The sequence below is a fragment of the Pseudonocardia sp. DSM 110487 genome (assembly GCF_019468565.1).
GTDB lineage: Bacteria > Actinomycetota > Actinomycetes > Mycobacteriales > Pseudonocardiaceae > Pseudonocardia.
Genome location: NZ_CP080521.1, coordinates 2285481 through 2312338, shown reverse-complemented (window position 1 = coordinate 2312338; position 26858 = coordinate 2285481). Strand labels below are relative to the sequence as shown.

Annotated in this window: 29 protein-coding genes; 14 read left to right on the top strand and 15 right to left on the bottom strand. The window is 72.4% G+C overall.

Annotation, left to right across the window (positions count from 1 at the left end; translation table 11 throughout):
* Positions 1-19: 19 nt before the first annotated feature.
* The 3 genes from K1T35_RS10570 to K1T35_RS10560 are packed head-to-tail and all read right to left on the bottom strand — an operon-like array spanning position 20 to position 2544.
* Positions 20-478: a nuclear transport factor 2 family protein gene (locus tag K1T35_RS10570; protein ID WP_220259984.1), complete on the bottom strand. Its 459-nt coding sequence runs from the start codon at positions 476-478 to the stop codon at positions 20-22.
* Between the two features lie 52 nt (positions 479-530).
* On the bottom strand, positions 531-1088 hold the full coding sequence (locus K1T35_RS10565) for a TetR/AcrR family transcriptional regulator (protein ID WP_220259983.1): 558 nt from the start codon (positions 1086-1088) through the stop codon (positions 531-533).
* 46 nt (positions 1089-1134) lie between these two features.
* Positions 1135-2544: a VWA domain-containing protein gene (locus tag K1T35_RS10560; RefSeq protein ID WP_255621752.1), complete on the bottom strand. Its 1410-nt coding sequence runs from the start codon at positions 2542-2544 to the stop codon at positions 1135-1137.
* A 119-nt stretch (positions 2545-2663) separates the two neighbouring features.
* Here K1T35_RS10560 and K1T35_RS10555 point away from each other — a divergent pair, with 119 nt between their 5' ends.
* Positions 2664-3518: a TauD/TfdA family dioxygenase gene (locus tag K1T35_RS10555; RefSeq protein WP_220259982.1), complete on the top strand. Its 855-nt coding sequence runs from the start codon at positions 2664-2666 to the stop codon at positions 3516-3518.
* Here K1T35_RS10555 and K1T35_RS10550 read toward each other — a convergent pair.
* Positions 3503-4102 carry a TetR/AcrR family transcriptional regulator gene (locus tag K1T35_RS10550; RefSeq protein WP_220259981.1) on the bottom strand — a complete coding sequence of 200 codons (600 nt, stop codon included), beginning with the start codon at positions 4100-4102 and terminating at the stop codon, positions 3503-3505. The genes K1T35_RS10555 and K1T35_RS10550 overlap by 16 nt on opposite strands.
* 119 nt (positions 4103-4221) lie before the next feature.
* On the opposite strand from K1T35_RS10550, the gene K1T35_RS10545 reads away from it, so the two are divergent.
* From K1T35_RS10545 to K1T35_RS10520, 6 genes are read left to right on the top strand one after another with little or no spacing between them, the layout of a single operon-like run.
* On the top strand, positions 4222-5013 hold the full coding sequence (locus K1T35_RS10545; protein ID WP_220259980.1) for an ABC transporter ATP-binding protein: 792 nt from the start codon (positions 4222-4224) through the stop codon (positions 5011-5013).
* Positions 5010-5753, top strand: coding sequence for an ABC transporter permease (locus tag K1T35_RS10540; protein ID WP_220259979.1), 744 nt, complete (start codon positions 5010-5012; stop codon positions 5751-5753). The genes K1T35_RS10545 and K1T35_RS10540 overlap by 4 nt, the downstream gene beginning before the upstream one ends.
* On the top strand, positions 5750-6478 hold the full coding sequence (locus K1T35_RS10535; protein ID WP_220259978.1) for an ABC transporter permease: 729 nt from the start codon (positions 5750-5752) through the stop codon (positions 6476-6478). The genes K1T35_RS10540 and K1T35_RS10535 overlap by 4 nt, the downstream gene beginning before the upstream one ends.
* Before the next feature lie 20 nt (positions 6479-6498).
* Positions 6499-7557 carry an ABC transporter substrate-binding protein gene (locus tag K1T35_RS10530; RefSeq protein ID WP_220259977.1) on the top strand — a complete coding sequence of 353 codons (1059 nt, stop codon included), beginning with the start codon at positions 6499-6501 and terminating at the stop codon, positions 7555-7557.
* Positions 7557-8543, top strand: a complete 987-nt coding sequence (gene add / locus K1T35_RS10525) for an adenosine deaminase (RefSeq protein ID WP_220259976.1) — start codon at positions 7557-7559, stop codon at positions 8541-8543. Before K1T35_RS10530 ends, add begins: the two co-directional genes overlap by 1 nt.
* A gap of 6 nt (positions 8544-8549) precedes the next feature.
* On the top strand, positions 8550-8987 hold the full coding sequence (locus tag K1T35_RS10520; protein ID WP_220259975.1) for an NUDIX domain-containing protein: 438 nt from the start codon (positions 8550-8552) through the stop codon (positions 8985-8987).
* Positions 8988-9061: 74 nt separating this feature from the next.
* Here K1T35_RS10520 and K1T35_RS10515 read toward each other — a convergent pair whose 3' ends face one another.
* The 3 genes from K1T35_RS10515 to K1T35_RS10505 form a co-directional block, all read right to left on the bottom strand.
* Positions 9062-9919 carry a phytanoyl-CoA dioxygenase family protein gene (locus K1T35_RS10515; protein WP_220259974.1) on the bottom strand — a complete coding sequence of 286 codons (858 nt, stop codon included), beginning with the start codon at positions 9917-9919 and terminating at the stop codon, positions 9062-9064.
* An 86-nt stretch (positions 9920-10005) separates the two neighbouring features.
* Positions 10006-10287 carry a permease gene (locus K1T35_RS10510; RefSeq protein ID WP_220259973.1) on the bottom strand — a complete coding sequence of 94 codons (282 nt, stop codon included), beginning with the start codon at positions 10285-10287 and terminating at the stop codon, positions 10006-10008.
* Between the two features lie 140 nt (positions 10288-10427).
* Entirely contained in the window at positions 10428-10874 is a 447-nt protein-coding gene (locus tag K1T35_RS10505; RefSeq protein ID WP_220259972.1) for a DUF1772 domain-containing protein, read from the bottom strand.
* Between the two features lie 91 nt (positions 10875-10965).
* Here K1T35_RS10505 and K1T35_RS10500 point away from each other — a divergent pair, with 91 nt between their 5' ends.
* A complete protein-coding gene (locus K1T35_RS10500; protein WP_220259971.1) occupies positions 10966-11544 on the top strand; it encodes a TetR/AcrR family transcriptional regulator in 579 nt (192 codons plus the stop codon).
* A gap of 180 nt (positions 11545-11724) precedes the next feature.
* Here the strand turns inward: K1T35_RS10500 and K1T35_RS10495 are convergent, their stop codons facing one another.
* Positions 11725-12594, bottom strand: a complete 870-nt coding sequence (locus K1T35_RS10495; RefSeq protein ID WP_220262511.1) for a MoxR family ATPase — start codon at positions 12592-12594, stop codon at positions 11725-11727.
* Positions 12595-12853: 259 nt separating this feature from the next.
* On the bottom strand, positions 12854-14050 hold the full coding sequence (locus K1T35_RS10490) for an MFS transporter (protein ID WP_255622577.1): 1197 nt from the start codon (positions 14048-14050) through the stop codon (positions 12854-12856).
* A gap of 278 nt (positions 14051-14328) precedes the next feature.
* Between K1T35_RS10490 and K1T35_RS10485 the strand changes: the two genes are divergently transcribed.
* From K1T35_RS10485 to K1T35_RS10475, 3 genes are all read left to right on the top strand, one after another.
* Positions 14329-16416 carry a RecQ family ATP-dependent DNA helicase gene (locus K1T35_RS10485; RefSeq protein ID WP_220259970.1) on the top strand — a complete coding sequence of 696 codons (2088 nt, stop codon included), beginning with the start codon at positions 14329-14331 and terminating at the stop codon, positions 16414-16416.
* Between the two features lie 135 nt (positions 16417-16551).
* A complete protein-coding gene (locus K1T35_RS10480) occupies positions 16552-17460 on the top strand; it encodes an MEDS domain-containing protein (RefSeq protein WP_220259969.1) in 909 nt (302 codons plus the stop codon).
* Complete coding sequence (locus K1T35_RS10475; RefSeq protein ID WP_220259968.1) at positions 17457-17834, top strand: ATP-binding protein; 378 nt, start codon at positions 17457-17459, stop codon at positions 17832-17834. The genes K1T35_RS10480 and K1T35_RS10475 overlap by 4 nt, the downstream gene beginning before the upstream one ends.
* A 21-nt stretch (positions 17835-17855) precedes the next feature.
* Here K1T35_RS10475 and K1T35_RS10470 read toward each other — a convergent pair whose 3' ends face one another.
* Positions 17856-18563: a GntR family transcriptional regulator gene (locus K1T35_RS10470; RefSeq protein WP_220259967.1), complete on the bottom strand. Its 708-nt coding sequence runs from the start codon at positions 18561-18563 to the stop codon at positions 17856-17858.
* Positions 18564-18641: 78 nt separating this feature from the next.
* Between K1T35_RS10470 and manD the strand changes: the two genes are divergently transcribed.
* Genes manD through K1T35_RS10455 form a run of 3 tightly spaced genes read left to right on the top strand, consistent with a single transcriptional unit; the run spans position 18642 to position 22248 of the window.
* Complete coding sequence (gene manD / locus K1T35_RS10465; RefSeq protein ID WP_220259966.1) at positions 18642-19853, top strand: D-mannonate dehydratase ManD; 1212 nt, start codon at positions 18642-18644, stop codon at positions 19851-19853.
* A gap of 11 nt (positions 19854-19864) precedes the next feature.
* On the top strand, positions 19865-21217 hold the full coding sequence (locus tag K1T35_RS10460; RefSeq protein ID WP_220259965.1) for an MFS transporter: 1353 nt from the start codon (positions 19865-19867) through the stop codon (positions 21215-21217).
* On the top strand, positions 21214-22248 hold the full coding sequence (locus tag K1T35_RS10455) for an L-idonate 5-dehydrogenase (protein WP_220259964.1): 1035 nt from the start codon (positions 21214-21216) through the stop codon (positions 22246-22248). The genes K1T35_RS10460 and K1T35_RS10455 overlap by 4 nt, the downstream gene beginning before the upstream one ends.
* 7 nt (positions 22249-22255) lie before the next feature.
* Here K1T35_RS10455 and fxlM read toward each other — a convergent pair whose 3' ends face one another.
* The 5 genes from fxlM to rplU form a co-directional block, all read right to left on the bottom strand.
* Positions 22256-23488, bottom strand: coding sequence for a methyltransferase, FxLD system (gene fxlM, locus K1T35_RS10450; RefSeq protein WP_220259963.1), 1233 nt, complete (start codon positions 23486-23488; stop codon positions 22256-22258).
* A gap of 46 nt (positions 23489-23534) precedes the next feature.
* Positions 23535-24662: a glutamate 5-kinase gene (gene proB, locus K1T35_RS10445; RefSeq protein WP_220259962.1), complete on the bottom strand. Its 1128-nt coding sequence runs from the start codon at positions 24660-24662 to the stop codon at positions 23535-23537.
* Entirely contained in the window at positions 24659-26119 is a 1461-nt protein-coding gene (gene obgE, locus K1T35_RS10440; RefSeq protein ID WP_220259961.1) for a GTPase ObgE, read from the bottom strand. Before obgE ends, proB begins: the two co-directional genes overlap by 4 nt.
* A 77-nt stretch (positions 26120-26196) precedes the next feature.
* Positions 26197-26454, bottom strand: coding sequence for a 50S ribosomal protein L27 (rpmA, locus tag K1T35_RS10435; protein ID WP_220259960.1), 258 nt, complete (start codon positions 26452-26454; stop codon positions 26197-26199).
* A 12-nt stretch (positions 26455-26466) separates the two neighbouring features.
* Positions 26467-26775, bottom strand: coding sequence for a 50S ribosomal protein L21 (gene rplU / locus K1T35_RS10430; protein ID WP_220259959.1), 309 nt, complete (start codon positions 26773-26775; stop codon positions 26467-26469).
* Positions 26776-26858 lie beyond the last annotated feature (83 nt).

Genomic DNA, 26858 nt, shown 5'->3' with positions numbered 1-26858 from the left:
GGCCGGGAACGTGCCACTGCTACTGGAGCGGGATCTCCAGGTCGCGCTCCCCCTCCTGACGCGACCCGAAGATCCGCCGCTCCGACTCGTCGATCACGAGGTCGTTGATGCTGGCCTCCCGCCGCACCATCAGGCCATGCTCGTCGAACTCCCAGTTCTCGTTGCCGTAGCTGCGGTACCAGACCCCGGCCGCGTCGTGGCACTCGTACTGGAAGCGCACCGCGATGCGGTTGTCCGCGAAGGTCCACAGCGACTTGCGCAGCGCGTAGTCGAACTCGCGCTCCCACTTCTCGGTCAGGAACTCGACGATCTCGCTTCGGCCGCACACGAAGCGGTCGCGGTTGCGCCACACCGAGTCCTCGCTGTAGGCGAGCGACACGCGCTCCGGGTCGCGGGTGTTCCAGGCATCCTCGGCGGCCTGCACCTTCCGCTTCGCGGTTTCGAGGGTGAACGGGGGAAGCGGCGGGCGGTCGGCCATCGGATCTCCTCGCGGCGAGAACGTGCGTTCTCCCGCGACCCTACGGGAACGATCAACACCGGAGCAACGCCTCGGCCGCGCCGCGCGCCTGCGCCGCGGGGGCGTCCGTCCCGAGGATGCCGGCCGTGACCATGGCGCCTTCGGCGAGCAACACCAGCTGCGGACCGAGCTCGGCCGGCAGGCCTGCGCCGGCGACGAGCCCCGCGACGTAGCCGGCGAACGCCCGCTTGTGGTCGCGGGCCTGCCGGGCCATCGCGGCCGACACCGCGCCGAGCTCGCCGAACCCGTTGATCCACGCGCAACCGCGGAACCCGGGCTCCCGGAACCACGAGCCGAGCCAGTCGAACACCGCGAGGATCCGCTCCCGTGGGTCCGCCACCTCCTCGACGGCCGCCGCGAGCCGCCCCCGCCATCGGACGTCGCGGCGCTGCAGGTAGGCCTCGACCAGGTGCTCCTTCGCCGGATAGAGCGCGTAGACGCGCTTGAGGGGCAGGCCGGCGGACGAGCGGATCTCGTCCATGCCCACCGCCTGGATCCCGCGGGCGTAGAACAGCTCCTCCGCGGCGTCCAGCAGGCGGGTACGCGCGGTCTCGGTGTCGAGCGAAGGCATCGCAGGGTCCTCGTGGACGGGAACGGTCGTTCTCAAGCTACCGCCGTCACACCGGCAGCAGCGCCTCGACCACGTCGGCGAGCTGGGCGGCGGTGCGGCACTCGTGCATCGGGAGGACGTCGGCGTAGCGCAGGGCGGCGGAGTCTCCGCTGCCCCACTGCCGCCGCGGCTCCGGGTTGAGCCAGTGCGCATGGCGCGCCTGCCCGACCAGCCGCTTCAGCACCGTCAGGTTGGGGTCGCGGTAGTTGGTGCGGGCGTCGCCCAGCACGAGCAGGGAGGTCTTCGGTCCGACGGCGTCACCCCAGTGCTCGGCGAAGCGGCCGAACGAACTGCCGTAGTCGCTGTGCCCGTCGAACGTGACGAGGTCGGCCTCCCGCAGCACCCGCTGCATCACGCCGGACAGCTCCGCCCCGGGCTCGAACAGGTGCGTGACCTCGTCGGCGCGCTCCACGAACGCGAACACCCGCACCTTGCTGAACTGCTCCCGCAGCGCCTGCACGAGCAGCAGCGTGAAGTGGCTGAACCCGGCGACCGACCCGGACACGTCGCACAGCACCACCAGCTCGGGACGCCCCGGCCGACGCTTGCGGTGGGCCGGGCGCATCGGCACGCCGCCGGTGGACATCGAGCGGCGCAGCGTGCGCCGCATGTCCAGCTCGCCGCGCTTGGCGTGCCTGCGGCGCACCGCGAGGCGGGACGCGAGACGGCGGGCCAGCGGGTGCACCGTGCGCCGCAGCCGGGCCAGCTGCTCGGCGTGGGCGGAGAGGAACTCGACCTGCTCGACCTGTGTCGGCACCGCGGAGCGCGCGACCTGTTCGCGGCCGCGGATCTCGGCGGTGCGCCTGCGCACCTCGTCGGTGACCATCCTTCGGAACGCGGCGATGCGATCGCGGACGTCCCTTCGGAGCATCTCGTCCGCGAAGTCGTCACCGGCACGCAGGCCGGCGAGGACCTGCGCCAGCAGCGTCTCCGGGGAGAGCGCGCGCAGCGCCTGGTAGGCCGACCAGCCGGGCCGCGCCGCCGCGCCGCGCACCCCCGTGCCCGCCGCGCCGGAGCGCCCCAGCGCGTCGATGGCCGCGCGGGCCAGCTCGGCGAGGGCCGCCGGGTCGCCGTCCCGCAGCAGGTCGGCGAGCACCTCACGCAACGCGTCGACGTCGACCGGACCGCCGTCGACCCGAGGCACGTCCACCGGACGGGCACCGGCTCCGAGTGCGGCCGGGAAGTACAGGTCGAACAGCGGGTCGAAGACCTCGCGCTGCCCGGACCTGCGCAGCAACGCGGCCGCGAGGCCTTCCCGCAGGTGCTCGCGGTGCGTGAGGTCGAGGGCGGTGAGCACGCGCGCGGCGTCGATGGTCTCCCCCGGCCCGACCGACACCCCGTGGCGGCGCAGCGCGCCGACGAAGTCGACCAGGTGCCCGGGCAGGCCGTGCTCGGGGACGGTCAGCGCCGGCTCCACCCGGCCATCATGCCCCCGTGGCACGCGCCCGGCGAGCCCGTCACGGTCGGGTAACACGAGGGCAATGCGGGCCCCCTAGAGTCGCTTGAACCGCTTGGTTCAGCGAAAGGGAGCCCGTCATGCAGCTGAGTCCCGAGCTCGCCGAGGCCTGTGTGGTGCCCCGCCGGGTATCGAGCCCGGAAGAGGCCCGCGAGGTCGTCGACGCCGATGGCGCCGCGATCGTGGGCGGCATCGCCGACGAGGAGGCCGCAATCGCCTTCGGCAGGGCGATGCTCGGCGAGGACCTGCGGCGCATCGGCCGGCAGATCGAGGCCACCAAGAAGCGGGGCGAGGAGGAGAGCGCGAAGGTCGCGGAGCAGCCCGCCGACGCCCGCGGTCGCAAGCGCATGTTCGTCACCGACACGTCGCTCGCGATGCCCGCGCACAACGACGGGTTCGCCTTCGGCGACTACGCGCCGGACCGGCTGTTCCTGTTCAGCGCGCGCCCGGCGGAAACCGGCGGCGAGTCGTTCCTCGTCGACGGCGTCGCGGTGCTCGACATCCTCGACCGCGACCCGGCCAACGCGGAGATGGTCCGGTTCTGCCGCACCGTGGACATCGACCACTCCGAGCCGAACTTCCCGCAGGGCACCTACTCGCCGATCCTGCGCACCACGCCCGCCGGGCGCCCGCAGGTGCGCCACCACCCGTACCTCGCGCCGGTCACGGGGCCGGACGAGGCGGCGCAGTGGCCGTTCGTGAAGCACTGGACGGCTGCGGTGACGGCCGCCCGCGACACCGGGCCGCGGTTCCGGCTGGAGGCCGGCGAGATGGCGTGCGTCGACAACTACCGGCTCTTCCACGGCCGCCACGGCCACACCGACCCGGCACGCCTGCTCTATTCGATCTGGGGCTGGAGCCGCTCCGCCGTCGCGGTGCCGGCGGGCGAGCTGGACATCGTGATGCCGAAGGCGCCGGCTCAACTGGCGGGCTGACCAGATTTGGTTGCTTCACAGCGCTTCGCGAACGCGGCCGCGGTGCCGGCGTAGCTCGCCGCCACCGCGGCCGCGTCGCCCGTGGAGAGCAGGTCGAACTGCAGCCCGCGCCATACGGCGACGATCTCCCGCGCGAGCGCGACGGCTTCCGTCGCCGGGATGCCCTCGGCCTGCAGTGCCTTGGCCACCTGGTTGGTCCAGTCGTGCCCGACGCGGGCGAGGAAGTCGTCGAACCGACCGGGGTTGTGCACGGCATGGCCGAAGACCTCGAAGAACAGCTGCAGGAACGGGCGGTTCTCCTGCGCCGCGATGCCCTGCCACGCCGCGAGCAGGCGGTCGACGAGCGGGACGGCGGGGTCGTCGAGGGCCGCCATCCCGGCGGTGAACGCCGGGAACCGCTGCGCGGCCTCTCCCAGGGCCTGCCCGATCAGCTGCTCCTTCGAGCCGAAGTAGTAGAGCAGCATGCGGTTGTTCGTGCCGATCGCGCTGCCGAGGCCGCGCAGCGTCATGCCGGCGATCCCATGCTCGAGGACGTAGTCCGCGATGAGCCGGAGCAGCCGGTCCCGCTCCGGTTCGCCGCCCATGACGCAGCACCGTAATCCAGGCGGCAGGCGTTACGTGCGGGCGCCGCGTGCGCAACACGCCAGCAACCAGTGCTCCATAGCGTGGCGTGAACCGCGCGATTCACCCCGGAGCCGCCTGCATGCTCACCCGCCCCAGCACTGCCACCGCGATCGCCCTGACCGGCATCGTGAAGGACTTCCCGCTGCGCCGGGGCGAGACGGTGCGGGCCCTCGACGGGCTCGACCTCGAGATCGGCCACGGCGAGTTCGTGGCGCTGCTCGGCCCGTCGGGCTGCGGGAAGTCCACGGTGCTGCGCCTGGTCGCGGGCCTGGAACAGGCGACGGAGGGCGAAGTGGCGGTAGAGGGCGCCAGCCCTGCCGACCTGATCCGCAGCCACCGCCTCGGGGTGGCCTTCCAGGAACACGCCCTCCTGCCGTGGGCCACCGCCCGCGACAACGTCGCGCTGCCCTTCCGGGTGGCGGGACGTGCGGTCGACCGCGAACGCGTCTCGGCGCTGCTGGAGCTCGTCGGGCTCGGCGGTTTCGAGGACGCGCGGCCGCGGCAGCTGTCCGGCGGGATGCGCCAGCGCGTCGCCATCGCCCGCGCGCTCGCGCTCGAGCCCGACGTCCTGCTGCTCGACGAGCCCTTCGGCGCTCTCGATGCGGTCACGAGGCGGCGGATGAACCTCGAGCTCGCCCGCATCTGGGCCGAACAGCGGATCACGACCCTCCTCGTCACCCACGACGTCGACGAGGCCGTGCTGCTCGCCGACCGCGTCGTCGTCATGACGGGACGGCCGGGCCGGGTGCGGCACGTCCAGGAGATCCGGATCCCGCGCCCGCGGGGAACGGAGGTCACCCGCGACCCGGGGTTCCACGCGATCGTCGACGAGCTGACCGCGCTGCTCGACGACCCCGAGGCGGCGCAGTGAGGGCCACCGACCGCTGGCTCGCCATTGCGGGCATGCTCGCGGTGCTGGCGCTGGCCGAGGTGATCGGACGGACCGGGCTGGGCGGGGTCGGGTGGCCGCCGATCAGCGAGGTGCTGCTGTTCCTGACCGAGCCACCGGCGCGGCAGCTGCTCGGGAGGGCACTGGCAGCCACCGGGGCGGCCGCTGGCGCCGGCTTCGCGCTCGGGACGATCGTCGCGTTGCTGGTCACGGCGGTCGGTGCGCTGCTGCCGAGCACGGCACCGGGCCTCGACCGGCTGGCCGCCGTGCTCCACGCCGTGCCGCTGATCGCCGTCGGCCCGCTCCTGATCACGATCGCGGGCCGCGACGCCACCCCGACGCTGGTGGCCGCGCTCGCCGCCGGGTTCGCGGTGTTCATCGCGGCCACGTCCGCGCTCGCCGCCACGAACGACGCGCAGCGTGACGTGTTCACCGTGCTCGGCGCCGGGCGGCTGGTCACGCTCCTGCGGCTGCAGCTGCCCGCGGGCGTGCCGCTGATCGTCGACGGGCTCACCCTCGCGGCCCCGGCCGCGGTGCTCGGCGCCGTGATCGGTGAGTGGTTCGGGGCCCGGCGCGGCATCGGAGTGCTGCTGGTCAGCTCGATGCAGAACCTGCAGGTCGAGCAGCTGTGGGCGGCGGCGCTGACCGCAGCCGCGGTCTCATTGCTCGCCTACGTGCTGCTCGTCGCGCTACGCGGCGTGGTGAACCGGAGATTCTCGTGATCTCGCGCTACTGGACCGTGCTCGCGCTGCTCGTCGCGTGGCAGCTGTACTCGTCGCTGTCCGGCCTCAACCGGATCGTCGTGCCCGGGCCGGTCAGCGTGTTCGGCGACGTCGTGGCGAACGTCGGCGTGTACCTGCCGGACCTCGCGTGGACGCTAGGCATGGCCGCGGCAGGGCTCGCCGTCGGGATGGCGCTCGGCACCGCACTGGCCGTCGCGGTGTGGTCGTCTCGCGTCGTGTCCGGGATGATGACGCCGGTCGCGCTGATCATGCGCTCGGTGCCGGTCGTCGCGATGATCCCGGTGCTGGCCAGGGTGTTCGGCTACGGCTGGACCACCGTGCTCGTGATCACGAGCGTCGTCTCGTTCTTCCCGGCGTTCGTGCTGGTCGGCGCCCGGCTGCGGGACGCGCCGGCTGCCACGTCCGACCTCATGACCGTGCTCGGCGCCTCCCGGCTCACGCTGCTGCGGCGCCTGCTCCTCCCGCACGCCGTGCCCGGCATGCTCGTGGCCTTCCGGCTGACGGCGTCGACTGCGGTGCTCGGCGCGATGCTCGCCGAGTACCTGATGGGCGGGCGCGGCCTCGGCACGCTGTTCGCGCAGTCGGTCAGCTTCTACCAGGTCGACAGGGCGTGGGGCACCGCGCTCGTCGCGACCGCCGTCTCCGTCGCCTCCTTCGTGGCCGCCCGCGCCGTCGAGCGCTGGGGCGTCGCCCGGTTCACCTGATCCCACCCCGAGGAGATCGCATGCCCACCTGGTCCCGCCGCCGGTTCCTGCACACGGCCGGCCTCGCAGGCCTCGGCCTCACCGCCGCCTGCAGCGGAGGCGGCGGTGACACCGGGGCGCCGACCGGCGGTGGCGGGACCACATCCCTGCGGGTGGCGCTCGGCTGGATCAGCAACGTCGAGTTCGCCGGCTTCTGGATCGCCGACGACCGCGGCTACTACGCGGAGGAGGGCCTCGAGGTCGAGTTCCTCCCCGGCGGGCCCAACGCCCCGCGGACGGCGCAGACCCTCGCTGCCGGCGGCGCCGAGATCGCCATCCCCGTGGCGATGCAGGAGTTCATCTCCGCCGTCAACGACGGCAACGACTTCGTCGCGTACGGGACGATGTTCCAGAACTCGCCCGCCGCGTGGCTGTCCCTCGCGGCACGCCCGGTCCGCACCGCCCGGGACGCCGTCGGCGCGCGGGTGCTCGGGCAGCAGGGCGTGCAGCCCTACGTCGAGGCGGCAATGCGGCTGGCCGGTGTGGCCGCCGACTACGAGTTCATCCCGGTCGGTTACGAGCCCAGCCCGCTCGTGGAGGGACAGGGCGACGTCTACACCTGCTTCGCCACCAACCAGCCGATCATGCTGGAGCAGCAGGGCATGGTCGCCGACCGCGACTTCTTCGTCACGACCTACGAACAGCTGGGCCTGCCGCAGTACGCGAGCATGCTGTGCAGCCAGCGCTCGTGGCTGGACGCCAACCGGCCCGTCGTCGAGCGCTTCATGCGCGCCACGATCCGCGGCTGGCAGGACAACGCCGCCGACCCGTCCGTCGCGGCGCGGCTCGCCGTCGAGAACTACGGCGCCGACCTCGGCCTCGACCTGGCCCAGCAGACCCGGGAGAACGAGCTGCAGATCCCGTACACGCAGAGCGAGCTCACGCAGGCGAACGGCCTCTTCCGCGTCGACCCCGAACGGATCTCCGGCCCGATGTACACGGCCTACGCCGCCGCCGGCGTCTCCCCACTTCCGGACGTTTCGCGCATTATCGACACCAGCGTGCTCGATGCCGTGTTCCAGGGAAGGTCGACCATCTGATGCCTCGCGATCTCCGGCAGCTCCCGAAGGCCCACCTGCACCTGCACCTGGAGGGCGCGATGCGGCCGTCCACGCTGGCCGAGCTGGCAGCGGACGCCGGAGTGCCCACCCCCTCGGTCCGGGGCTACACCTCCTTCGGGGAGTTCGGTCTGCTGTACCGCGCGGCGTCGGCGCTGATCGAGACGGAGGCACACCTGCGGCGCGTGGTCCGCGAGGTGGTGGACGACGCGGCCGACGACGGCGCGGTCTGGGTGGAGCCGCACTTCTACCCGCCGCGCTACGCCGGGCAACTCGGCTCCGCCGAGGAGGTGCTGGAGATCGTCATCGACGAGGGCGAGCGCGCGGCCGCCGCCCGCGGAATCGGGTGCGGGTGGGTCGTCTCGGCGCTGCGCGACTTCGAGGTGGCCCAGGCCGTCGACCTGGCCCTGCTCGCCGCGAAGTACGCCGGGTCCGGCGTGGTGGCGTTCGGCCTCGCCGCCGACGAGGCACTGTTCCCGCCGGAGCCGTTCGCCGAGGCGTTCGGCATCGCCCGCGACGCCGGGCTCATCTCGGCCCCGCACGCGGGCGAGCTGGCCGGCCCCGCCAGCGTCTACGGCGCACTCGACGCACTGGGCGCGCGGCGGATCTGCCACGGCGTGCGCGCGGTGGAGGACCCAGCACTGGTGGAGCGCCTCGCCGCCGACGAGGTGGTGCTCGACGTCTGCCCCACGTCCAACGTGATGCTGGCCGTGGTGCCCTCGATCGAGGAGCACCCGCTCGTGAAGCTGCTCGACGCCGGGGTGCGGTGCTCGCTGAACGGCGACGACCCGCTGCTCTTCGGCCCCGGCCTGCTCGCCGAGTACGAGCTGGTGCGCGACACCATGGGCCTCTCGGACGAGCAGCTCGCCCAGCTGGCGCGGTCGTCATTGGTCGGCTCGGGCGCACCCCCCGAGCTGATGGCGGAGTCGGTGGACCACGTGGAGGAGTGGCTGACGACGGCGGCGTGACCGGCTGTGTCGCCGTCTCCGCCCGGCCCGTCCGAGTTCTCGATCTCCGTCAAGGGGGTTGTACTGGACCCTGCCGACAGGGTGCTGCTGCTCAAGAACGAACGCGACGAGTGGGAGTTACCCGGCGGGAGGATCGAGATCGGCGAAACTCCGGAGGAGTGCGTTGCTCGCGAAATCTTCGAAGAGACGCGGTGGAGAGTGCGGACGGGTCCGATTCTCGACACGTGGATGTATTACATCAACGTGGCCGAGAAGCACGTCTTCATCGTGACGTACGGTTGCTTCCCGGAAACCGACATCGAGCCGGTGCTCTCGAACGAGCACAAGGAGATCGGACTCTTCCGCGCGGGTGAGATCGACGGGTTGAACATTCCCGCCGGCTACCGTCGGTCCATCGCAACGTGGATCAACGAGCCCCGACGCGTGCAACGCTCCACGCCGTGAACGCAAGGTTGTACGGATACACGAACGGCACTCTCGTCCAGGCCTATCGGACGAGAGTGCCGTTCGTCCGATGTTCAGCGGGCCGCGTTCTTCACGAATCCCGTCTCCCGGTCCATCAGCGACCGGTCGCCACCGTGCCAGCCACCTCGGACGTGGCGGCGCATCGTGTCGTCGTCCGTGGCGCGGGCGGCGGAGTGCCACAAGTAGGCGTCGTGCAGGATCACGTCGCCGCGTTCGACGTACACCGGGATCTCGCCGCGGATCTTCTCGAAACCCAGCGGCATCGGCGCCGGTGGCGGGACCTCGGTGTAGCCGCGGGAGGGCGGGGTGCCGTCGGGAACGGCCACGTTGTTGATGTTCTCGAACGGCGAGGCCGTGGCCCACAGGTGACTGCCGGGCACCACCCGCAGGAAGCCGTTGGCTGGGCTGGTGCCGTCGACGTGGATCGTGAACGCGGTGCCCGGCCAGATGTCCAGGTGCGGGACGGCCTGCCAGTCGGCGTGCCAGCCGATCCGCGTGTAGCCGGACTCGCGGCCCGGACGCGCGTCCTGGTAGACGACGCCGCCCCGCCCCGGCCAGAAGTCGGTACCGAGGATCCGGCCCACCAGCTCGACCAGCGCGGGGGTGGCGAGGGTCGTGCCGATCGTCGGGGCGAGCTCCTCGACGTGCTCGACGTAGTTGACGAACCTCTCGACCTTCGACTCGTCGTCGAGGTACTTGGTCGAGCCGTACCGCGCGTCCAGGTCGCCTGCGAGCACGCCGCGCTGGGCGGCCACGCACTCCGCCTCCAGCTCGTCGATCAGCTCGGGCGGCACCAGGTCGCGCAGCACGACGAAGCCCCAGCGGCGGTAGCAGGCCTCGGCGGCGTCCGGGCCGTCGGCGGGGGTGAAGACGCCGAGGTCGGTGAAGGCGGCCAGGTCGAGGTCGGTCACGGCGACTCCTCAGGTTGAACCGAGCGGTTCACCCAGTGTCGCCTGGTCAGGGCCGATCGGAGTTACGTTCGGGTGAAAAACCCGGGTCAGCGCTCGCCTTCGCCGCGCTCCAGCATCCGGGCGATCTGCTCGATCCCTGCGGCGGTGGCGTCCAACCGCCCGCACATCTCGTTGAACCCGCGGTCCACCTCGCCGAACCCGTTGCGCATCTCGGTTCGCAGGTCGCCGATGCCCTCGCGCATGGCGTTGAAGCTCGCCGTGGTCGCCTGCTTGAAGTCGCGGATCTCGCCGCGGATCTGCTCCACGTCGCGGTCGGCTCCCCCGGCCAGCACGCGGGCGGCCGCCGCGTCGCGCTCGCTGCGGTGCACCCCGGTCGGTCAGCGCTTGCGCGGTTTCGGGGAAGTCCTAGGGCGCGTATCGGGTCGCGATCAATGAGCGAGTTTCCCCTCACGCTGATCTTCGACCCGGTAGATCGTCTTCATGACACGTGCGCAACCGGCCCGCGGGCTCAGGTGAGGGCGGCCGCCAGGCAGGCGAAGGCGGCGATGATGACGGCGACGCGGACGTAGTGCCAGCGGTCCCAGCGCTTCATCTGCTCCTTCCAGTCGGCCGGCCGGCTGCCGGCGGTCCACGTCTTGACCCGGTTGTTGATCGGGACGAGCACCAGGATCGACATGAGCACGCTGACGATCAGCAGCGCGGCGGCGGTCACGACGAGGCCGGCGCCATCGTCGTCCCATCCGGCGACGGCCCAGACCCCGACGAGGACGAGCGAGCCGATGTACCAGAACGGCATCACGGCGCCGCCCAGTCGGGCCCCGTGGACGCGGCCGCGCAGGCCGTTGTCGCCGGGGAGTGCGTTGAGGATCGGGTTGCTGAAGAAGGGGACGGAGAACTCCACCCCCACCATCACGCCGACGACCACGATGGTGACGACCTCGAGTGCACTGAGCATGATGACCCCTCCCGGGATCTAGCGTTGCTAGATGATGTCGCAACGCTATCACTGCTGTCGCTCGATTGTCTAGCAGTGCTAGGATCGAATCATGTCGGTACAGGACCGCAAGCAGCGCGAACGGGTCAGCCGCGAGCGCCTCATCGTGGCCACGGCCCGCGAACTCGCCGAGCAGCAGGGCTGGGACGCAGTCACCACCCGGCGACTCGCCGATCGCATCGAATACAGCCAGCCCGTCCTCTACAGCCACTTCCGCGGCAAGCGCGAGATCATCGGCGCCGTGGCTCTGCAGGGCGCTTCCGAGATGGCCGTGGCGATGCGGGCCGCGACCGCCGCCGCCGTCGGCCCTCGTGCCCGGGTCACCGCGCTGGCCCGTGCCTACCTCGCCTTCGCCGAACGCCATCCGGCGGTCTACGACGCCCTGTTCCAGCTCGACGGCGGCCTGGCGTACGCGCAGGAGGACACCCCCGAACCGTTGAAGGACGCCTTCGCCGCGCTGCTGGAGTGCCTCAGCGAAGTCGCCGGGGACGGCGTGCGCCCGGAGCTGTTCACCGAGACGTTCTGGGCGTCCCTGCACGGACTGGCCACCCTGACCCGAGCGGGACGGCTCCCGCCAGAGGACACCGAGCGCAGGACGGAGCTGCTGGTGGACCGGCTCGCCATGCTCTGACGCACCATCCCGGATGGGGCACGGCCGGGGTCCTCTGGCCCCGCTGCCTGCCTGCCTGCGGAATCGCTTCCGGGTCGCTCGCGCCTACACGGCGCAGCCGCAGATCGCCGGCCCCGTACCCCCGACGGGGCTCCCGGCCCGGAAGCTGCGGTACTCATTGATCACAACGCGATACGCGCCCTAGTCGAGCCGCAGCTCCCTCGCCGCCCGCTCCGCGTCCGACCTGTGCTTGAGCACCACCCCGAGGGTGGCGCGCACCGCGTCGGTGTCGAGGGTGTCCATCCCGAGCGCGAGCAACGTGCGTCCCCAGTCGATCGTCTCGGCCACGGAGGGCGACTTGCGCAGCTCCAGCCCCCGCAGCACGCGAACCGTGCGCACCAGCGCGTCCACCAGCGCCTCCGGCAGCTCGGGCACCCGGCTGAGCACGATCCGCCGCTCCAGGTCGGCGTCGGGGAAGTCGAGGTGCAGGAACAGGCAGCGCCGCTTGAGGGCCTCCGACAGCTCGCGCGTGGAGTTGGACGTGAGCACCGCGAACGGCCGTCGCGACGCGCGGATCGTGCCCATCTCCGGCACCGTCACCTGGTAGTCGGAGAGCACCTCCAGCAGCAGGCCCTCGACCTCGACATCGGCCTTGTCGATCTCGTCGACCAGCAGCACTGTCGGCTCGGTGCGCCGGATCGCCGTGAGCAACGGGCGGGGCAGCAGGAACTCCTCGGAGAACACGTCGTCGCGGGTTGCGTCCCACGACTCGTGCCCCTGGCCCGCCGTGATGCGCAGCAGCTGCTTGGCGTGGTTCCACTCGTAGAGCGCGCGCGCCTCGTCGATGCCCTCGTAGCACTGCAGACGGACGAGCCCGGAACCCGTGGACTCGGCGACGGCCTTCGCCAGCTCCGTCTTGCCGACGCCCGCCGGACCCTCGACGAGCAGGGGCTTGCCGAGCCGGTCGGCGAGGAACACGGTGGTGGCGACGGCCGTCGACGCGAGGTAGCCGACGCCCGCCAGGCGCTCGGCGACCTCGTCGACCGAGCCGAAGAGCGCAGGCTGCGGCAGATTCACCCGACCATCGTGCCTCCACCGCACGCGAAGGTCACGCCGCGCGGCGACCGCTCCACTCGTCGACGCCGAGGAAGAACGCCCACTCCAGGTGTTCCGAACAGGCCGCTACGGTTCCGGATCCGTCGTCCGAGGCGACCACGACGACGGCCTCCCTCGTGCATCGCGTGCACCGCCGCACCGCGAAGGGCCATAGGGGGCTGCTCATGCCGATCGGATTCCCCGTCCGGGTGACTCCACACGTTCGCGGTGTCCGTCAGTTGTGGTCCCCGACCACGGCGACGTCCCGGGTGGCCACGACGAACAGCCCCGTGATCACCACCATCGCCAGCCCGCTGACCCACAGGGGCGCACGCAGGTCCAGCGCCGCCGCGAGCCCGCCGCCGGCCAGCGCACCGAGCGGCGCCGCCGTCATCGAGAGCGTCCGGCTGGCCGCGTTGACCCTGCCGAGCACCGCGGCCGGCACGAGGCGCTGGCGGATCGTCACCGACAGCACGTTCCACAGGGCGAACGAGAAGCTGGTGGTGCTGAGCACGACGGCGGCGAGCACCGGCGTGGGGAACGCCGCGAGCACGAAGTTGCCCCCCGCGGCCACGGCGAGCGCGGCGATCTGGAGCGCACGCTGCGGGAACCGGCGCACGAGCGGAGCGGTGAGCATCGCGCCCACGATCCCGCCGACCGCACCACCGGCGAGGATCAGTCCGAACACCGTCTCGGACGTGCCCATCGGGCCGACGGCGAGCAGGACGAGCAGCCCTTCCCAGGTCTGGGTGAAGAACGTGAGGCCCGCACCGGTCAGGATGATCGTGCGGACGAACCGGGCGGAAAGGAGCCACCGCATCCCCTCGGCGGCCTCGCGCAGCACCGCATGTGGCGTTGGCCTGCCCTCGACCACTGGCGCGGGCGTCCGCAACCCGGTGACGAGCACCCCGGCGACGAGCAGCGCCGCCGCGCTCACCGCGAACGGGAGCGACGCCGCCGCGGCGAACATGACACCGCCGACCGCGGGCCCGATCAGGTCCTGGCCGAGCCGCTCCACGCTCACGAGCGCGCTGTTGGCCCGCTCCAGGTCGGCGTCGTCCACGACGCGCGGGATCAGCGACTGGCTCGCGTTGTCGTACGCGGCCTCGCCGACGCCGAGCAGGAACGCGACGGCGTAGAGCAGCGCCATCGACCGGACGTCGAGCACGAGGGCGAGCGTGAGCGCGCCGAACAAGACGCCACGTGCCACCGCGGCGCCGAGCACGAACAGTTCGGGACGGCTGCGGTCGACGAGAGCGCCGATGGGCAGGCCGAGCAGCATCCACGGCACGTACGCGATCGCCGTGAGCCCTGCGACGAGCACGGCGTCCCGCGTGATCGCGGCGGCCAGCAGCGGCAGCGCGACCTGCCGGACGCCGTCACCGAGGTTGGCGAGCCCCGACGCCGCGACGACGCGGCGGTAGACGGTGATAATTCCCCCCGGGCAGCGGCACGGCGCCCGCGGCGCGGGCGCCGTGCCTCGATGCTGGACTCCCCTAGTGGAACGTCACCCTCGTTCCCATGAACGTGACCCTCGTACCGAACGCGGGCGTGCTCACGGTGTCCTTCATCCGATTCCCCCAACCAGGGCCGAACCCCCGTCGGCCCTGTGATCCGAAGCTAGCAACGACCACCGGACACCGACAGGACTCGAACCGGCCACCTTCGCCCGCGCGAACGGCTGTCAGTCCCTTCGTCCACCATGGGCCCATGACCTCCACCGTGTCCTCGGATCTCCGTGACCGCGCCGAGTCCGTGCTCGCCACGCTCGCGGGCCCGGGCGCCCGGCTCCGCGAGGACCAGTGGACGGCCATCCACGCACTCGTGGCCGAGCGCAGGCGGGCGCTCGTGGTGCAGCGCACCGGGTGGGGCAAGTCGGCGGTCTACTTCGTGGCCACCGCGCTGCTGCGGGCCGAAGGCGCCGGGCCCACGGTGATCGTCTCGCCATTGCTCGCGCTCATGCGCAACCAGATCGACGCCGCCGCGAGGGCCGGCATCCGCGCCGCCACGGTCAACTCGGCCAACACCGGCGATTGGGAGCGCACCTACGCCGCGGTCGCGGACGGCGAGGTCGACGTGCTGCTGGTGAGCCCCGAGCGGCTCAACAACCCCGACTTCCGCGACCGGGTGCTGCCGCGGCTCACGGCGGGCGCCGGCATGCTCGTCGTCGACGAGGCCCACTGCGTGTCCGACTGGGGCCACGACTTCCGGCCCGACTACCGGCGCCTGCGCGCGCTCATCGCCGAGCTCCCCGCCGGTATCCCCGTGCTCGCCACCACGGCCACCGCGAACGACCGCGTGGTCGTCGACGTCACGGAGCAGCTCGGGCTCGCATCAGGGGAACCGCTGGTCCTGCGCGGCTCGCTCGACCGGGAGAGCCTGCGCCTCTCGGTCGTCCCGCTCGCCACGCCCGCGCAACGGCTCGGCTGGCTCGCCGACCACATCGACGCGTTGCCGGGCGCGGGCATCGTCTACACGCTCACGATCGCGGCCGCGGAGGAAGTGGCGGACTTCCTGCGCGAGCGCGGCCACCCCGTCGCCTCCTACACCGGCAAGACCGACCCCGGGGAGCGGCTCGCCGCCGAGGGCGACCTGCTCGACAACCGCGTCAAGGCGCTCGTGGCCACCAGCGCGCTCGGGATGGGGTTCGACAAGCCCGATCTCGGGTTCGTCGTGCACCTCGGGGCGCCCGCGTCGCCGGTGGCGTACTACCAGCAGATCGGCCGTGCGGGCCGCGCCGTCGAGCGGGCCGAGGTCGTGCTGTTGCCCGGCCGGGAGGACCGCGACATCTGGGCCTATTTCGCCTCGCTCGCGTTCCCGCCGGAGCCGCTCGTGCGCCAGACCCTGGCCGTGCTGGGTGACGCGCCGCTGTCCACCGCGGCCGTCGAGACCCGCGTCGACCTGTCCCGCACCCGCCTGGAGATGCTGCTCAAGGTGCTCGACAGCGACGGCGCCGTGCGCCGCGTCAAGGGCGGGTGGGTGGCCACCGGCGAGGAGTGGGTCTACGACCGGGATCGCCACCAGCGCATCGCGGAGGCGCGCCGCGCCGAGCAGAAGGCGATGCTCGAGTACATCGACACCACCGGCTGCCGGATGCAGTTCCTGCGCAGGCAGCTCGACGACCCGGCCGCCGAGCGGTGCGGCCGCTGCGACACCTGCACCACCCCGGCATGGAGCACCGACGTCGACGAGGGCGCGGCCGCGGCGGCCCAAGATCGGATCAGCCGGCCGGGCGTCGAGGTCGCGCCGCGCAAACAGTGGCCGAGCGGCATGGCGGAGCTGGGCGTCGCGGCGTCGGGCCGGATCCCGGCGGGCGAGCTCGCCGCGCCGGGCCGGGTGATCGGGCGCCTGTCCGACATCGGGTGGGGCACCCGGCTGCGCGAGCTGGTCGGAGGCGATGACGCGCCCGTCCCCGGCGACGTGCTCGACGCGTGCGTGCGCGTGCTCGCCGGATGGGGCTGGGCGGAACGACCGGTGGGCGTGGTCGGCATCGGCTCCCGCACCCGTCCCCACCAGCTCGACCACCTGGCCCGGCGGATCTCCGAGATCGGCCGCCTTCCCCTCATCGGCACCCTCGCCCCGGCCGGGCCTCGCCCCGAGGAGCACGCCAACAGCCCGCAGCGGCTCGCGGCGGTGTGGTCCGCGTTCGAACCGCCCGCGTTCCCGGTGCCGGACGGGCCGGTCCTGCTGGTGGACGACGTGATCGACAGCGGCTGGACGGCCACTGTCGCCGCCCGCCTGCTGCGACGCGCCGGTGCATCGGCGGTGCTGCCGTTCGCGCTGGCCCAGCGCGGCTGAGCGGCGCGGCTTCGTGAGCCGCGCGGTGCCGCCATCCGCGTGAGAGCCGCCGGACGGGCTACGAGCCGGGTACGGCGCTCGCTACGCTCTGGGGCTCTCGGCCGGTGCTACGCCGGTGAGCAGGGAGGAATCCCGGTGATCGAGCACCCTGCGGATCGGTCCATCCCGGTGGAGCTGCTGCGTCCTGGCGACCACTCGTGCATGGACGTCGTCGACGTCGATGCCAGATGGGAGGTGCTGACTGCCTTCGCGCAGCTAGGGCTGGCACGCAGGGAGAAGGTGATGCTCATCCTCGACCCGGACGATCTGAACGACGACGAGGCGATCGCCCGCCTCGACGGTGGCACCGGCATCGCGGATGCCGCCCGGGAGAGCGGGCAGTTCGTCATCGCCCGCAACACGCCTCTCTACTTCCCGGACGGGCACTTCGATGCCGACCGCACCCGGCAGGCCTACGCCGCCACGGCCACGCAGGCCGTCGACGAGGGCTACCGGGCGCTGCGGGTCACGATCTCGATGGGGTGGTCGCCGCGGGCCGGCTGGAGCGACGAGCAGCTGATGGCGTGGGAGAGCTCGGCGGAGCAGCTCTTCGCGTCGTTCCCCTTCGCGGCGCTGTGCTGGTACGACCGGGAGCGGTTCAGCGAGCACATGCTGGCCGGCGCGCGCCGGATCCATCCGATCCGGGTGATCGACCGCCTCGGCTCGCTCGAGGTCAGCAGGCATTCCGGCCGCGCGCGGATCGCGGGGTCCGCGGAGCTCGGGACGCGCGCGGAGTTCACCCGGATCCTGGGAGAAGCGCTGGCCCGGCGCCCGGACCAGGGGCCGCTCCACTTCGAGCTCGATCTCGCCGACATGTGCTACCTGGACGCCCACTGCGCCTGGATGTTGATCGATCTCGCCGCGTCGCTCCCCGCGGGCGACCGGCTCGTCATCCGTTGCACGCGGACGCTGGAGATGGTGCTGCGCGGGCTCGGCGCAGACGCCGTGCCGCAGATGGAACTCGTCGTGGGGAGCGACGCGGGAAGCGCAGCCGGCGTGGCATGAACACGGAACGTCTGCTGGATCTCGGCTTCACCCGTCCCGACCTGCCGCTCGTGCGCGTCCGGCTCGCCGCGACGCTGCAGCGGGCCGGGCTGAGGGAACCGGCGCTCGGCGCGTTCGTCCACGCCGTGCTCGAGGTCGTGACCAACGCGGTCCTGCACGGTGGGGGCGAGGGACACCTCATGGCGCTGGCGGTCAACGGAGAGGTGCGGTGCGAGGTCACCGACCGCGGTCCTTGCCCAGCGGCCGTTGCGCTCCGCACCGGGCAGGAGGGCCGCGGGCTGATGCTCGCCGAAGCGCTTGCCGGGCGGCTCGAGGTGCGGCCGGGTCCGGACAACCGGGGCACGACGGTCGTTCTCACCGCCGCCGTGCGCTGATCGGCGCTTGATCGGCGCTGCCTACTCCCACACCACCACGTTGCGGCGTACCGGCACCGAGTCCACGTTGCGGGCGAAGAGCTCCGGCGAGCGCCGCCGGATGCGCTCGACGTCGTCGAAGACGGCCCGCAGGTGGGCGCGCATGGCCGTCCGTGCCGCGCCGACGTCGCGGGCGAGCACAGCCTCGAAGATCTCTATGTGCTGGTCGGTGAACGCGGGCGGCGCGGTCGCCTGCAGCCCTAGCCTGCGGGCCCGGTCCAGGTGCCCCTTGGCCGACACGACCGTCGCCCATGCGTTGCCATGCCCGGCCAGGCGCAGCAGCGCGTGGTGGAAGGCCTCGTCGAGCGCGAAGAACTCCTCGACGTCCAGGTGGGGCCGCCGCTGCTCGGCCAGGTTCTCGCGCAACTCGCGCACGAGGTCGGGATCCAGCTCCGGTGGCAGGTCCTCGAGTGAGGCGAGCTCGACGGCCTCGCGGAGGAACTGCGCGTCGGCCACCCGGGCCGGATCGACCCGGGAGACGAACGACCCGACCTGCGGGAAGACCTGCACGAGGCCCTCCTCCGCGAGCAGGATCAGGCTCTCCCGCACCGGCGTGCGGCTGACGCCGAGCTGGGCGGCGAGCTCGTTCTCGGACAGCGCGGATCCCGGCGGGAACTCGAGGGTCAGGACCTTGCGCCGCAGGGTCTCGTAGACCGTTCTGCGGCTGGTCCGCCGGGTCGGCTGCGCCACCGCGCCAGCCTATCGACCCTTGCACCCCGTGCGCGACATCTGCTTGTATATCAGTACTACGCGACAAGGAGGTTGTGGATGAGCCGGATCGAACGGGCCGAGGTGTTCGTCGCCTCCCCCGGGCGCAACTTCGTGACGCTGCGGATCACGACCTCGGACGGCGTGACCGGTCTCGGCGACGCCACGCTGAACGGCCGTGAGCTGGCGGTCGCGGCCTACCTGCGCGAGCACGTGGTCCCGCTGCTCGCCGGCCGTGACCCGGCCCGCATCGAGGACATGTGGCAGTACCTCTACAAGGGCGCGTACTGGCGTCGCGGCCCGGTCACGATGACCGCGATCTCGGCCGTCGACACCGCGCTGTGGGACATCAAGGGCAAGGTCGCGGGCCTGCCCCTGTACCAGCTGCTCGGCGGCCGGTCCCGCGACGGCGTCATGGTGTACGCGCACGCCAGCGGCGCCGACGTGCCATCGCTGCTGGACGACGTCGAGCGCTTCCTCTCCCTCGGCTACCGCGCGGTGCGGGCGCAGGCCGCCGTGCCCGACGTCGGCGGCACCTACGGCGTCCGCAAGGGCGAGGGGATCTACGAGCCCGCCTCGACTGCGCTGCCCGACGAGCAACCATGGGACACCGAGGCCTACCTCGGCTTCGCACCGACCTACCTGGAGGCGGTGCGGGAGCGCTTCGGGTTCGGCTTCCACCTGCTGCACGACGTGCACCACCGGCTCACCCCGATCGAGGCGGCCCGGTTCGGCAAGCGGTTGGAGGAGTGCCGGCTCTTCTGGATGGAGGACCCGACGCCCGCGGAGAACCAGGAGGCGTTCCGGCTGATCCGCCGGCACACCACCACCCCGATCGCCGTCGGGGAGGTGCTCAGCTCGATCTGGGACGTGCAACAGCTGATCACCGAGCAGCTGATCGACTACGTGCGCACCACGGTCGTGCACGCCGGCGGCATCACCCACCTGCGGCGGATCTTCGACCTCGCGGCGCTCTACCAGGTGCGCACCGGCTCGCACGGCGCCACCGACCTGTCGCCGGTCACGCTGGCCGCCGCGGTGCACCTCGACACCGCGGTGCCCAACTTCGGCATCCAGGAGTACATGCCGCACGCACCGGAGACGATGGAGGTCTTCCGCTCCGGCGTGCGATTCGCCGACGGGATGCTCGTCCCGTCCGAGGAGCCCGGTCTGGGCGTCGAGTACGACGCCGAGGCCGCCGCCCGGTTCCCCTACGAACCGCGCTACCTGCCCGTCGCCCGCCGGCTCGACGGCTCTGTGCACGACTGGTGAATGAGGAATCGATGACCGAGAGCACGAAAGCGGGCCCGGCAACCCGGACGACCCGCGACCTGGCGAAGGCCGCCACGTCCGGCTGGCTCGGCACGGCGATGGAGTTCATGGACTTCCAGCTCTACTCGCTGGCGGCCGCCATCGTCTTCAACCAGCTCTTCTTCCCGAACGTCAGTCCCGCGATCGGTCTGATCGCCGCGATGGCCACCTACGGCGTCGGGTACGTCGCGCGGCTCGCGGGCGCGATCTACTTCGGGCGGATGGGCGACCGCATCGGGCGCAAGCGGGTGCTGTACCTGACGATCCTGCTGATGGGCGCGTCCACCACCCTGATCGGCTTCCTGCCGACGTACGCGCAGATCGGCCTCCTCGCACCGATCCTGCTGGTCGCCCTGCGGCTGATCCAGGGCTTCGGCGCAGGGGCGGAGATCGCGGGCGCCACCGTGATGCTCGCCGAGTACGCGCCGGTGCGCCGCCGCGGCGTGATCGCCTCGCTGGTGTCCCTCGGGACGAACTCCGGCACGCTCGCCGCGTCGGCGCTCTGGGCGTTCCTGCTGGCCGTGCTGTCGGACGAGCAGCTGCTGGAGTGGGGCTGGCGCCTGCCGTTCCTCCTCAGCTTCGTGCTGATGATCTTCGCGGTGTGGCTGCGCAGGAGCCTCAAGGAGAGCCCGGTGTTCGAGGAGCGCGCCGACGTCGTCGACGGCCGGGCCCTCAGCCGTGCCGAAGCGGAAGGAAGCGTGCTGGAGGCCGGCCTCCAGCAGCGCAAGGGCAAGGCGTTCTTCCTCGCGCTGGGCCTGCGGTTCGGCCAGGCGGGAAACTCGGGGCTCGTCCAGACGTTCCTCGTCGGCTACATCGCCTCGACGCTGCTCATCGACCGGTCGGTCCCGACCGACGCGATCATGTACGGCTCGCTGCTCGGCTTCGCCACGGTGCCGATCGTCGGGCTGCTGGGCGACCGGTTCGGCCGCCGCCCGATGTACGTCGCGCTGTCCGTCCTGACCGCCGTGCTCGCCTTCCCGCTGCTCCTGCTGATCACCAGCGGCAGCACCGTCGCGCTGGTGCTCGGCATGATCCTCGCGCTCAACATCGGGGTGCTCGGCCTGTTCTCGCTGGAGAGCGTCACGATGGCCGAGCTCTTCGGGGCCCGCACACGGTTCACCCAGCTCGCGCTGGCCAAGGAGATCGGTGGGATCCTCGCCACTGCGATCGGGCCGGTCGTCGCGGCCACCCTCACCGCGGTCACCGGGAGCTGGTGGCCGATCGCCGCGATGCTCGTCGCCTACTCGCTGATCACCCTCGTCGCCACCGTGCTCTCCCCCGAGACGCGCGGGCGCGACCTCGTGAAGCTGGAGGACGCCGCATGAGAGCGGTTGTCGTGCACGCCGCCGGGGACGTCCGGGTCGACGAGCGCCCCGACCCGAAGCCCGGCCCTGGCGAGGTGCTGCTGGCGATGGAATGGGGCGGCATCTGCGGCTCCGACATCTCCTACTTCCGGCACGGGGCCACCGGCACCGCCGTGATCCGCCACCCGCTAGTGCTCGGGCACGAGGTGGCGGGCCGGGTCGCCGCGATCGGGCCGGACGTCGACGGGATCGCCGAGGGGGACGCCGCCACCGTCCACCCGGCAACGCTCGTCGGCGATCCGCACCTGCCGGATCGGATCGCCGGGCGCACCAACCTGCACCCGTGCGTGCGCTACTTCGGCTCGGCCGCCCTCGACCCGCACACGGACGGCGGGTTCAGCGAGTACCGGGTGGTCCGCGCCGACCAGATCCGCCTCCTGCCCGACGGGGTGAGCACCGAGCACGGCGCGCTGGCCGAGCCGCTCGGCGTCGCGCTGCACGCCGTGAACCGGGCGGGCGACGTCGGGGGCAAGACCGTGCTGGTGAACGGCGCCGGACCGATCGGGTCGCTCGTGGTGGCCGCAGCGAAGCACCGCGGCGCCAACGCCGTGGTGGCCTCCGACGTCGCGGCGTCCGCGCTTGTGGTCGCCGCCGCGATGGGCGCCGACACCACGATCGACCTCACCACGTCCGCGCTCCCCGAGGACGTCGAGGTGGTGATCGAGGCCTCCGGCGCCGCGGCGGCCATCGGCCCGGTGCTGCGGGCCACCGCCCGCGGCGGCACACTCGTGCAGGTCGGCAACCTGCCCGGGAGCGCGGTGTCGGCGGTGCTGGGCGACCTGGTCACCCGCGAGATCACCTGGGTGGGCTCCTACCGGTTCGTCGACGAGATCGACGACGCCCTGCGGGCCATGCGAGACGGCCTCGACGTCTCCCCAGTGATCACCCACCGGTTCGCTCTGGAGCAGGCTGCAGAGGCACTTGCTGTCGCAGGCGACCGCACATCCGGCAGCAGCAAGGTGCTCCTCGGTCTGGAAGCAGGCACCGTCTAGAACAGCGCTATGGGTCCATAGCGCTGCTCGAGGGGCGGGGGAGTTCGGCCAGCACCCGGCAATGTCTCTTGACGATCACCTGCGGCGCGGTGAGGACGGGCGCGTCCGTCCCCGTCGGCACCACGGTCAGGCGCCAGTCCGCCGCGCCGGCCCGGCCGGCCGCGACCCAGCTGTCCAGCGCGGCCAGCAGGCGGTCACCGAGCGCGGCGCCTTCCGGTCCGAACTCGCGCACGGCCACTGGCCCCGGCCCGGGCTCCGGCGGCCCGTCCAGCACCACGGCGGCCACCCCGTCCCCGCTCGTCAGCGCCACGGTGCCGCCCTCGGAGCCGAGCGGGAACAGGTCGTCGGGCAGCTGGGTCTCGGGCTCCACCTCGATCAGCCGGCACACGCCCGGCTCGGTCAGTGCGAGCCACAACCCGAACCCGTCCCAGATGTCCACCACGCTCAGCCGCCCCGGCGCGGGGCGCCGCTCCCGCGGATCGGCCAGCACGCGGGCGACCCCGCCCGGATCCGGTTCCGGGGCGTCGTCCGGCGTCTGCAGCGCGATGCCCAGATCACCGACCACCCGGCTCGCGTCCGCGCTCGCGGCCGCCCCGCGCAACCGGATGAACGCGCAGCTGCGCACCGAGTCGCAACGCAGCACGCCGTCCGGGCCCAGGTCGAGCGCGACCGAGAGCTGGCTGCCGCGCACCGCGAGCGGCAGCAACAGCCGCCCACCCGGCGCGAGCTGCGCCACCCACGCGGGTTGCACGTCGTCGCTGCCCACGGTCAGCACGATCCGGTCGTACGGCCCGCCGGGTGGGTAGCCGTTCGCGCCATCGGCCGCCACCAGGTCCACGCCGTAGACCCGCGCCGAAGCCAGGTGCACGGCGGCGCGGTCGACGAGCTCCTCATCGATGTCGACGGCCGTGACCGCGCCCGTGGGGCCCACGATCCGGGACATCAGCGCCGCGTTGTAACCCGTGCCGGCTCCGATCTCGAGCACCCGGTGACCGGGCCGCAGGCCCAGCTGCTCGAGCATGATCGCCATCATCGAGGGCTGCGACGCCGAACTGGTGGCCACGCCCTCGGTGAACTGCACGGCGACCGCCTCGTCGGCGTAGGCGTCGGCGACGGCGAGCCCTGGCAGGAACAGGTGGCGCGGAACGCCACGAAACGCCTCCTCCACGGCGGCCGAGCGGATCCTGCCCGCCTCGCGCAGGGCGTCGACCATCCGGCTACGAGCCCGCTCGGCGTCCACGACGGCGAGTCTGGTGCCCCGGGGCATTACCCGCCAACCCCGGTGGTCAGGAGCCTGCCATGGGCACGAGGTCGTCGGCGTGCACGACTTCCCGGCGCTGTTCGGGAGCCAGGTCGCGGGTGCGGCGGCCGATCAGCTCGGGTAGCTCGGCCGCATCGAAGCCCACCACCCCGCGCGCGACGACCACACCGTTCGGGCCGACGAGGTCGACAACGTCGCCCGCGACGAAGTCGCCGGAGATGCCGTGGATGCCGGCCGCGAGCAGCGAGCGCCTGCGGTCGATCACCGCGGCGACCGCGCCCGCGTCCAGGTCGAGCGCGCCGCGCACGTCCGCGGCGTGCCGCAGCCAGAACCGGCGCGCCGACATGCGCCGGCCCGACGGCTGGAACGCCGTACCGACCTTCGGGCCCGCCTCGGCCACGTCCAGCGCCGCGACGACGTCCTCGGCCGACGCGAGCAGTACCGGGATGCCGGCGGCAGCGGCCATCGCGGAGGCCGTGATCTTGGTGGCCATGCCGCCGGTGCCCAGCGAGCCGGCCCGCGCCCGCGCCACCCGCACCGCCTCCAGGTCAGCCGGGGCATCCACCTCGGACAGCAGGCTGGAGCCGGCAAGCCGCGGGTCGCCGTCGTAGAGACCGTCGACGTCGGAGAGCAGGACGAGCCCGTCGGCACCGATCAGGTGGGCCACCAGCGCGGCGAGCCGGTCGTTGTCGCCCACCCGGATCTCGTCGGTGACCACCGTGTCGTTCTCGTTGACGACGGGCACCACGCCGAGCCCGAGCAGCCGTTCGAGGGTGCGCTGGGCGTTGCGGTAGTGCGCGCGGCGGATCATGTCGTCCGCGGTGAGCAGCACCTGCCCGATCGGCTGCCCGTGCTTGCCGAACGCGGCGGCGTACGCCTCCGCGAGCAGCAGCTGCCCGACGGACGCGGCGGCCTGCTGGGTGGCGAGATCGCGGGGACGGCGCGTGAGCCCGAGCGGGGCGAGCCCGGCCGCGATCGCGCCCGACGACACGAGCACCACCTGGCTCCCGGCCTCCCGGCGCGTGGCCAGCGCATCGACCACGGCCTGCAAGCGTGACGGGTCGAGCCCGCCGTCGAGGCTGGTGAGCGAGGACGATCCGACCTTGACGACGATGCGCCGCGCCGACGCGATCCGGGCTCGCGCGCCGCTCATTCGTCCTCGCCCGGCCACAGTTCTTCGTCGGTGTGGTGCCGTCGGCGTTCCGCCTTCGCCGACTTGCGTTCGGCCGCCGAGATGCGGCCGCTCTGATCCAGGCGCCGGTCGGTGCCCCGGCCGGACATCATCACGGCCACGCCGGACGGGGTGCTCGGCTCCCAGTCGAACGTGACATCGCCGATCGTCACCGGGCAGCCCGGCTCCGCGCCGGCCTTCGCGAGGGCGTCCTCGACACCGAGGCGGGTGAGCCGGTCGGCGAGGTAGCCGACGGCCTCGTCGTTGTCGAACGCCGTCTGCCGGATCCAGCGCTCCGGACGGGCGCCGCGGACAATGAAGCCGCCGGGCAGCTCCGGGTCGGGCTCGATCGTGAAGCCGGAGTCGTCGACGGCCTGCGGGCGCAGCACGATCCGCGTCGGCTCGGCCACCGGTTGCGCCGCACGGTGGGCGCGGACCTGCTCGGCCATCGCGAACGAGAGCTCGCGCAGCCCCGCGTGGGACGCGGTGGAGATCGGGATGACCCGCCAGCCGTAGCGCTCCTCGAGATCGGCCTTCACCAGGTCTGCCATCTCGGCCGCGTCGGGCACGTCGACCTTGTTCAGCGCGATCAGCCGCGGCCGGTCGGCCAGTTCGCCGCCCAGCGCGGGCGTGTAGCGGGCCAGCTCGTCCTCGAGGGCGTGCACGTCGGAGACCGGGTCGCGGCCCGGCTCGTACGTGGCGCAGTCGACGACGTGCACGAGCACCGAGCAGCGCTCGATGTGGCGCAGGAAGTCCAGCCCGAGACCGCGGCCCTCCGAAGCACCCGGGATGAGACCAGGCACGTCGGCGACGGTGAACACGTCCTCCCCCGCCGTGACCACGCCGAGCTGCGGCACGAGCGTGGTGAACGGGTAGTCGGCGATCTTCGGCCGGGCCGCGGACAGCGCCGCCACCAGCGAGGACTTCCCCGCCGACGGGAAGCCAACCAGCCCGACGTCGGCCATGGAGCGCAGCTCGAGCACCAGATCACGGGTCTCGCCCGGCTCGCCGAGCAGCGCGAACCCTGGCGCCTTGCGCGCCGACGAGGCGAGTGCGGCGTTGCCCAGCCCACCGCGACCACCCGCGGCGGCCACGAAGCGGGTGCCCGCGCCGACCAGGTCGGCAATGATCTCGCCGTCCGGGTCGAACACGACCGTGCCGTCGGGGACGCGCAGCTCCAGGTCCTCGGCGTTGGCGCCGGCCTTGAAGCTGCCCTGGCCCTGCTTGCCGTTGCCGGCCATGGCATGTGGGCGGTGGTGGAAGTCGAGCAGCGTGTGCACCCCGGGGTCGACGACCAGCACAACGGATCCGCCGCGCCCGCCGTTGCCGCCGTCCGGGCCGCCGAGCGGCTTGAACTTCTCGCGATGCACGGAGGCGCAGCCGTTGCCGCCCGCGCCCGCCGTGGCGTGAATCACCACGCGGTCCACGAACTTCGACATCGACTCTCCTCACACGACAACGGCGGGCCACCCCTGGGGCGGCCCGCCGTTGTCAGGTTCTACGGGTGGTACAGGCCTCAGGCCTGCGCCGGCACCACGTTGACGACCTTGCGGCCCTTCGCGTAGCCGAACTCGACCGAGCCCTCGACCAGCGCGAACAACGTGTCGTCGCCGCCCCGGCCGACGCCGAGACCCGGGTGGAACTTGGTGCCGCGCTGGCGGACGAGGATCTCGCCCGCGTTGACGACCTGGCCGCCGAAGCGCTTCACGCCGAGACGCTGTGCGTTGGAGTCGCGACCGTTGCGCGAGCTGGACGCACCCTTCTTGTGAGCCATGGTTGCGTCCTCCTACTTCGAGATTCCGGTGACCTGCACCTTGGTGAGCGGCTGGCGGTGGCCCTGCCGCTTGTGGTAGCCGGTCTTGTTCTTGAACTTGTGGATGCGGATCTTCGGGCCCTTGGTGTGCTCGACCACCGTGGCGGTGACCGAGGCCGCCGCGAGCGCCGCGGAATCGGTGGTGACGTCGTCGCCGTCCACCAGGAGCACAGCCGGCAGGCTCACCTCGGCGCCGGGATCACCATCGATCTTCTCGACGGTGACGACGTCGTCGACGGCCACCTTGTACTGCTTACCGCCGGTCTTGACGATCGCGTACATCGACGCACTGCTCCTGAAGCTCGGGGGTCATAGCACAGGGCACCCTGTGCGGGCCGCGACTGCTTCGGAGCGCGGCACTGATG

What these genes read in the sequence shown, in the direction of transcription:
- K1T35_RS10570 (WP_220259984.1), bottom strand. Translation starts at nt 478, where the DNA reads ATGGCCGACCGCCCGCCGCTTCCCCCGTTCACCCTCGAAACCGCGAAG.
- K1T35_RS10565 (WP_220259983.1), bottom strand. Translation starts at nt 1,088, where the DNA reads ATGCCTTCGCTCGACACCGAGACCGCGCGTACCCGCCTGCTGGACGCC.
- K1T35_RS10555 (WP_220259982.1), top strand. Translation starts at nt 2,664, where the DNA reads ATGCAGCTGAGTCCCGAGCTCGCCGAGGCCTGTGTGGTGCCCCGCCGG.
- K1T35_RS10550 (WP_220259981.1), bottom strand. Translation starts at nt 4,102, where the DNA reads ATGGGCGGCGAACCGGAGCGGGACCGGCTGCTCCGGCTCATCGCGGAC.
- K1T35_RS10545 (WP_220259980.1), top strand. Translation starts at nt 4,222, where the DNA reads ATGCTCACCCGCCCCAGCACTGCCACCGCGATCGCCCTGACCGGCATC.
- K1T35_RS10530 (WP_220259977.1), top strand. Translation starts at nt 6,499, where the DNA reads ATGCCCACCTGGTCCCGCCGCCGGTTCCTGCACACGGCCGGCCTCGCA.
- add (WP_220259976.1), top strand. Translation starts at nt 7,557, where the DNA reads ATGCCTCGCGATCTCCGGCAGCTCCCGAAGGCCCACCTGCACCTGCAC.
- K1T35_RS10505 (WP_220259972.1), bottom strand. Translation starts at nt 10,874, where the DNA reads ATGCTCAGTGCACTCGAGGTCGTCACCATCGTGGTCGTCGGCGTGATG.
- K1T35_RS10500 (WP_220259971.1), top strand. Translation starts at nt 10,966, where the DNA reads ATGTCGGTACAGGACCGCAAGCAGCGCGAACGGGTCAGCCGCGAGCGC.
- K1T35_RS10485 (WP_220259970.1), top strand. Translation starts at nt 14,329, where the DNA reads ATGACCTCCACCGTGTCCTCGGATCTCCGTGACCGCGCCGAGTCCGTG.
- K1T35_RS10475 (WP_220259968.1), top strand. Translation starts at nt 17,457, where the DNA reads ATGAACACGGAACGTCTGCTGGATCTCGGCTTCACCCGTCCCGACCTG.
- manD (WP_220259966.1), top strand. Translation starts at nt 18,642, where the DNA reads ATGAGCCGGATCGAACGGGCCGAGGTGTTCGTCGCCTCCCCCGGGCGC.
- K1T35_RS10460 (WP_220259965.1), top strand. Translation starts at nt 19,865, where the DNA reads ATGACCGAGAGCACGAAAGCGGGCCCGGCAACCCGGACGACCCGCGAC.
- K1T35_RS10455 (WP_220259964.1), top strand. Translation starts at nt 21,214, where the DNA reads ATGAGAGCGGTTGTCGTGCACGCCGCCGGGGACGTCCGGGTCGACGAG.
- proB (WP_220259962.1), bottom strand. Translation starts at nt 24,662, where the DNA reads ATGAGCGGCGCGCGAGCCCGGATCGCGTCGGCGCGGCGCATCGTCGTC.
- obgE (WP_220259961.1), bottom strand. Translation starts at nt 26,119, where the DNA reads ATGTCGAAGTTCGTGGACCGCGTGGTGATTCACGCCACGGCGGGCGCG.
- rpmA (WP_220259960.1), bottom strand. Translation starts at nt 26,454, where the DNA reads ATGGCTCACAAGAAGGGTGCGTCCAGCTCGCGCAACGGTCGCGACTCC.
- rplU (WP_220259959.1), bottom strand. Translation starts at nt 26,775, where the DNA reads ATGTACGCGATCGTCAAGACCGGCGGTAAGCAGTACAAGGTGGCCGTC.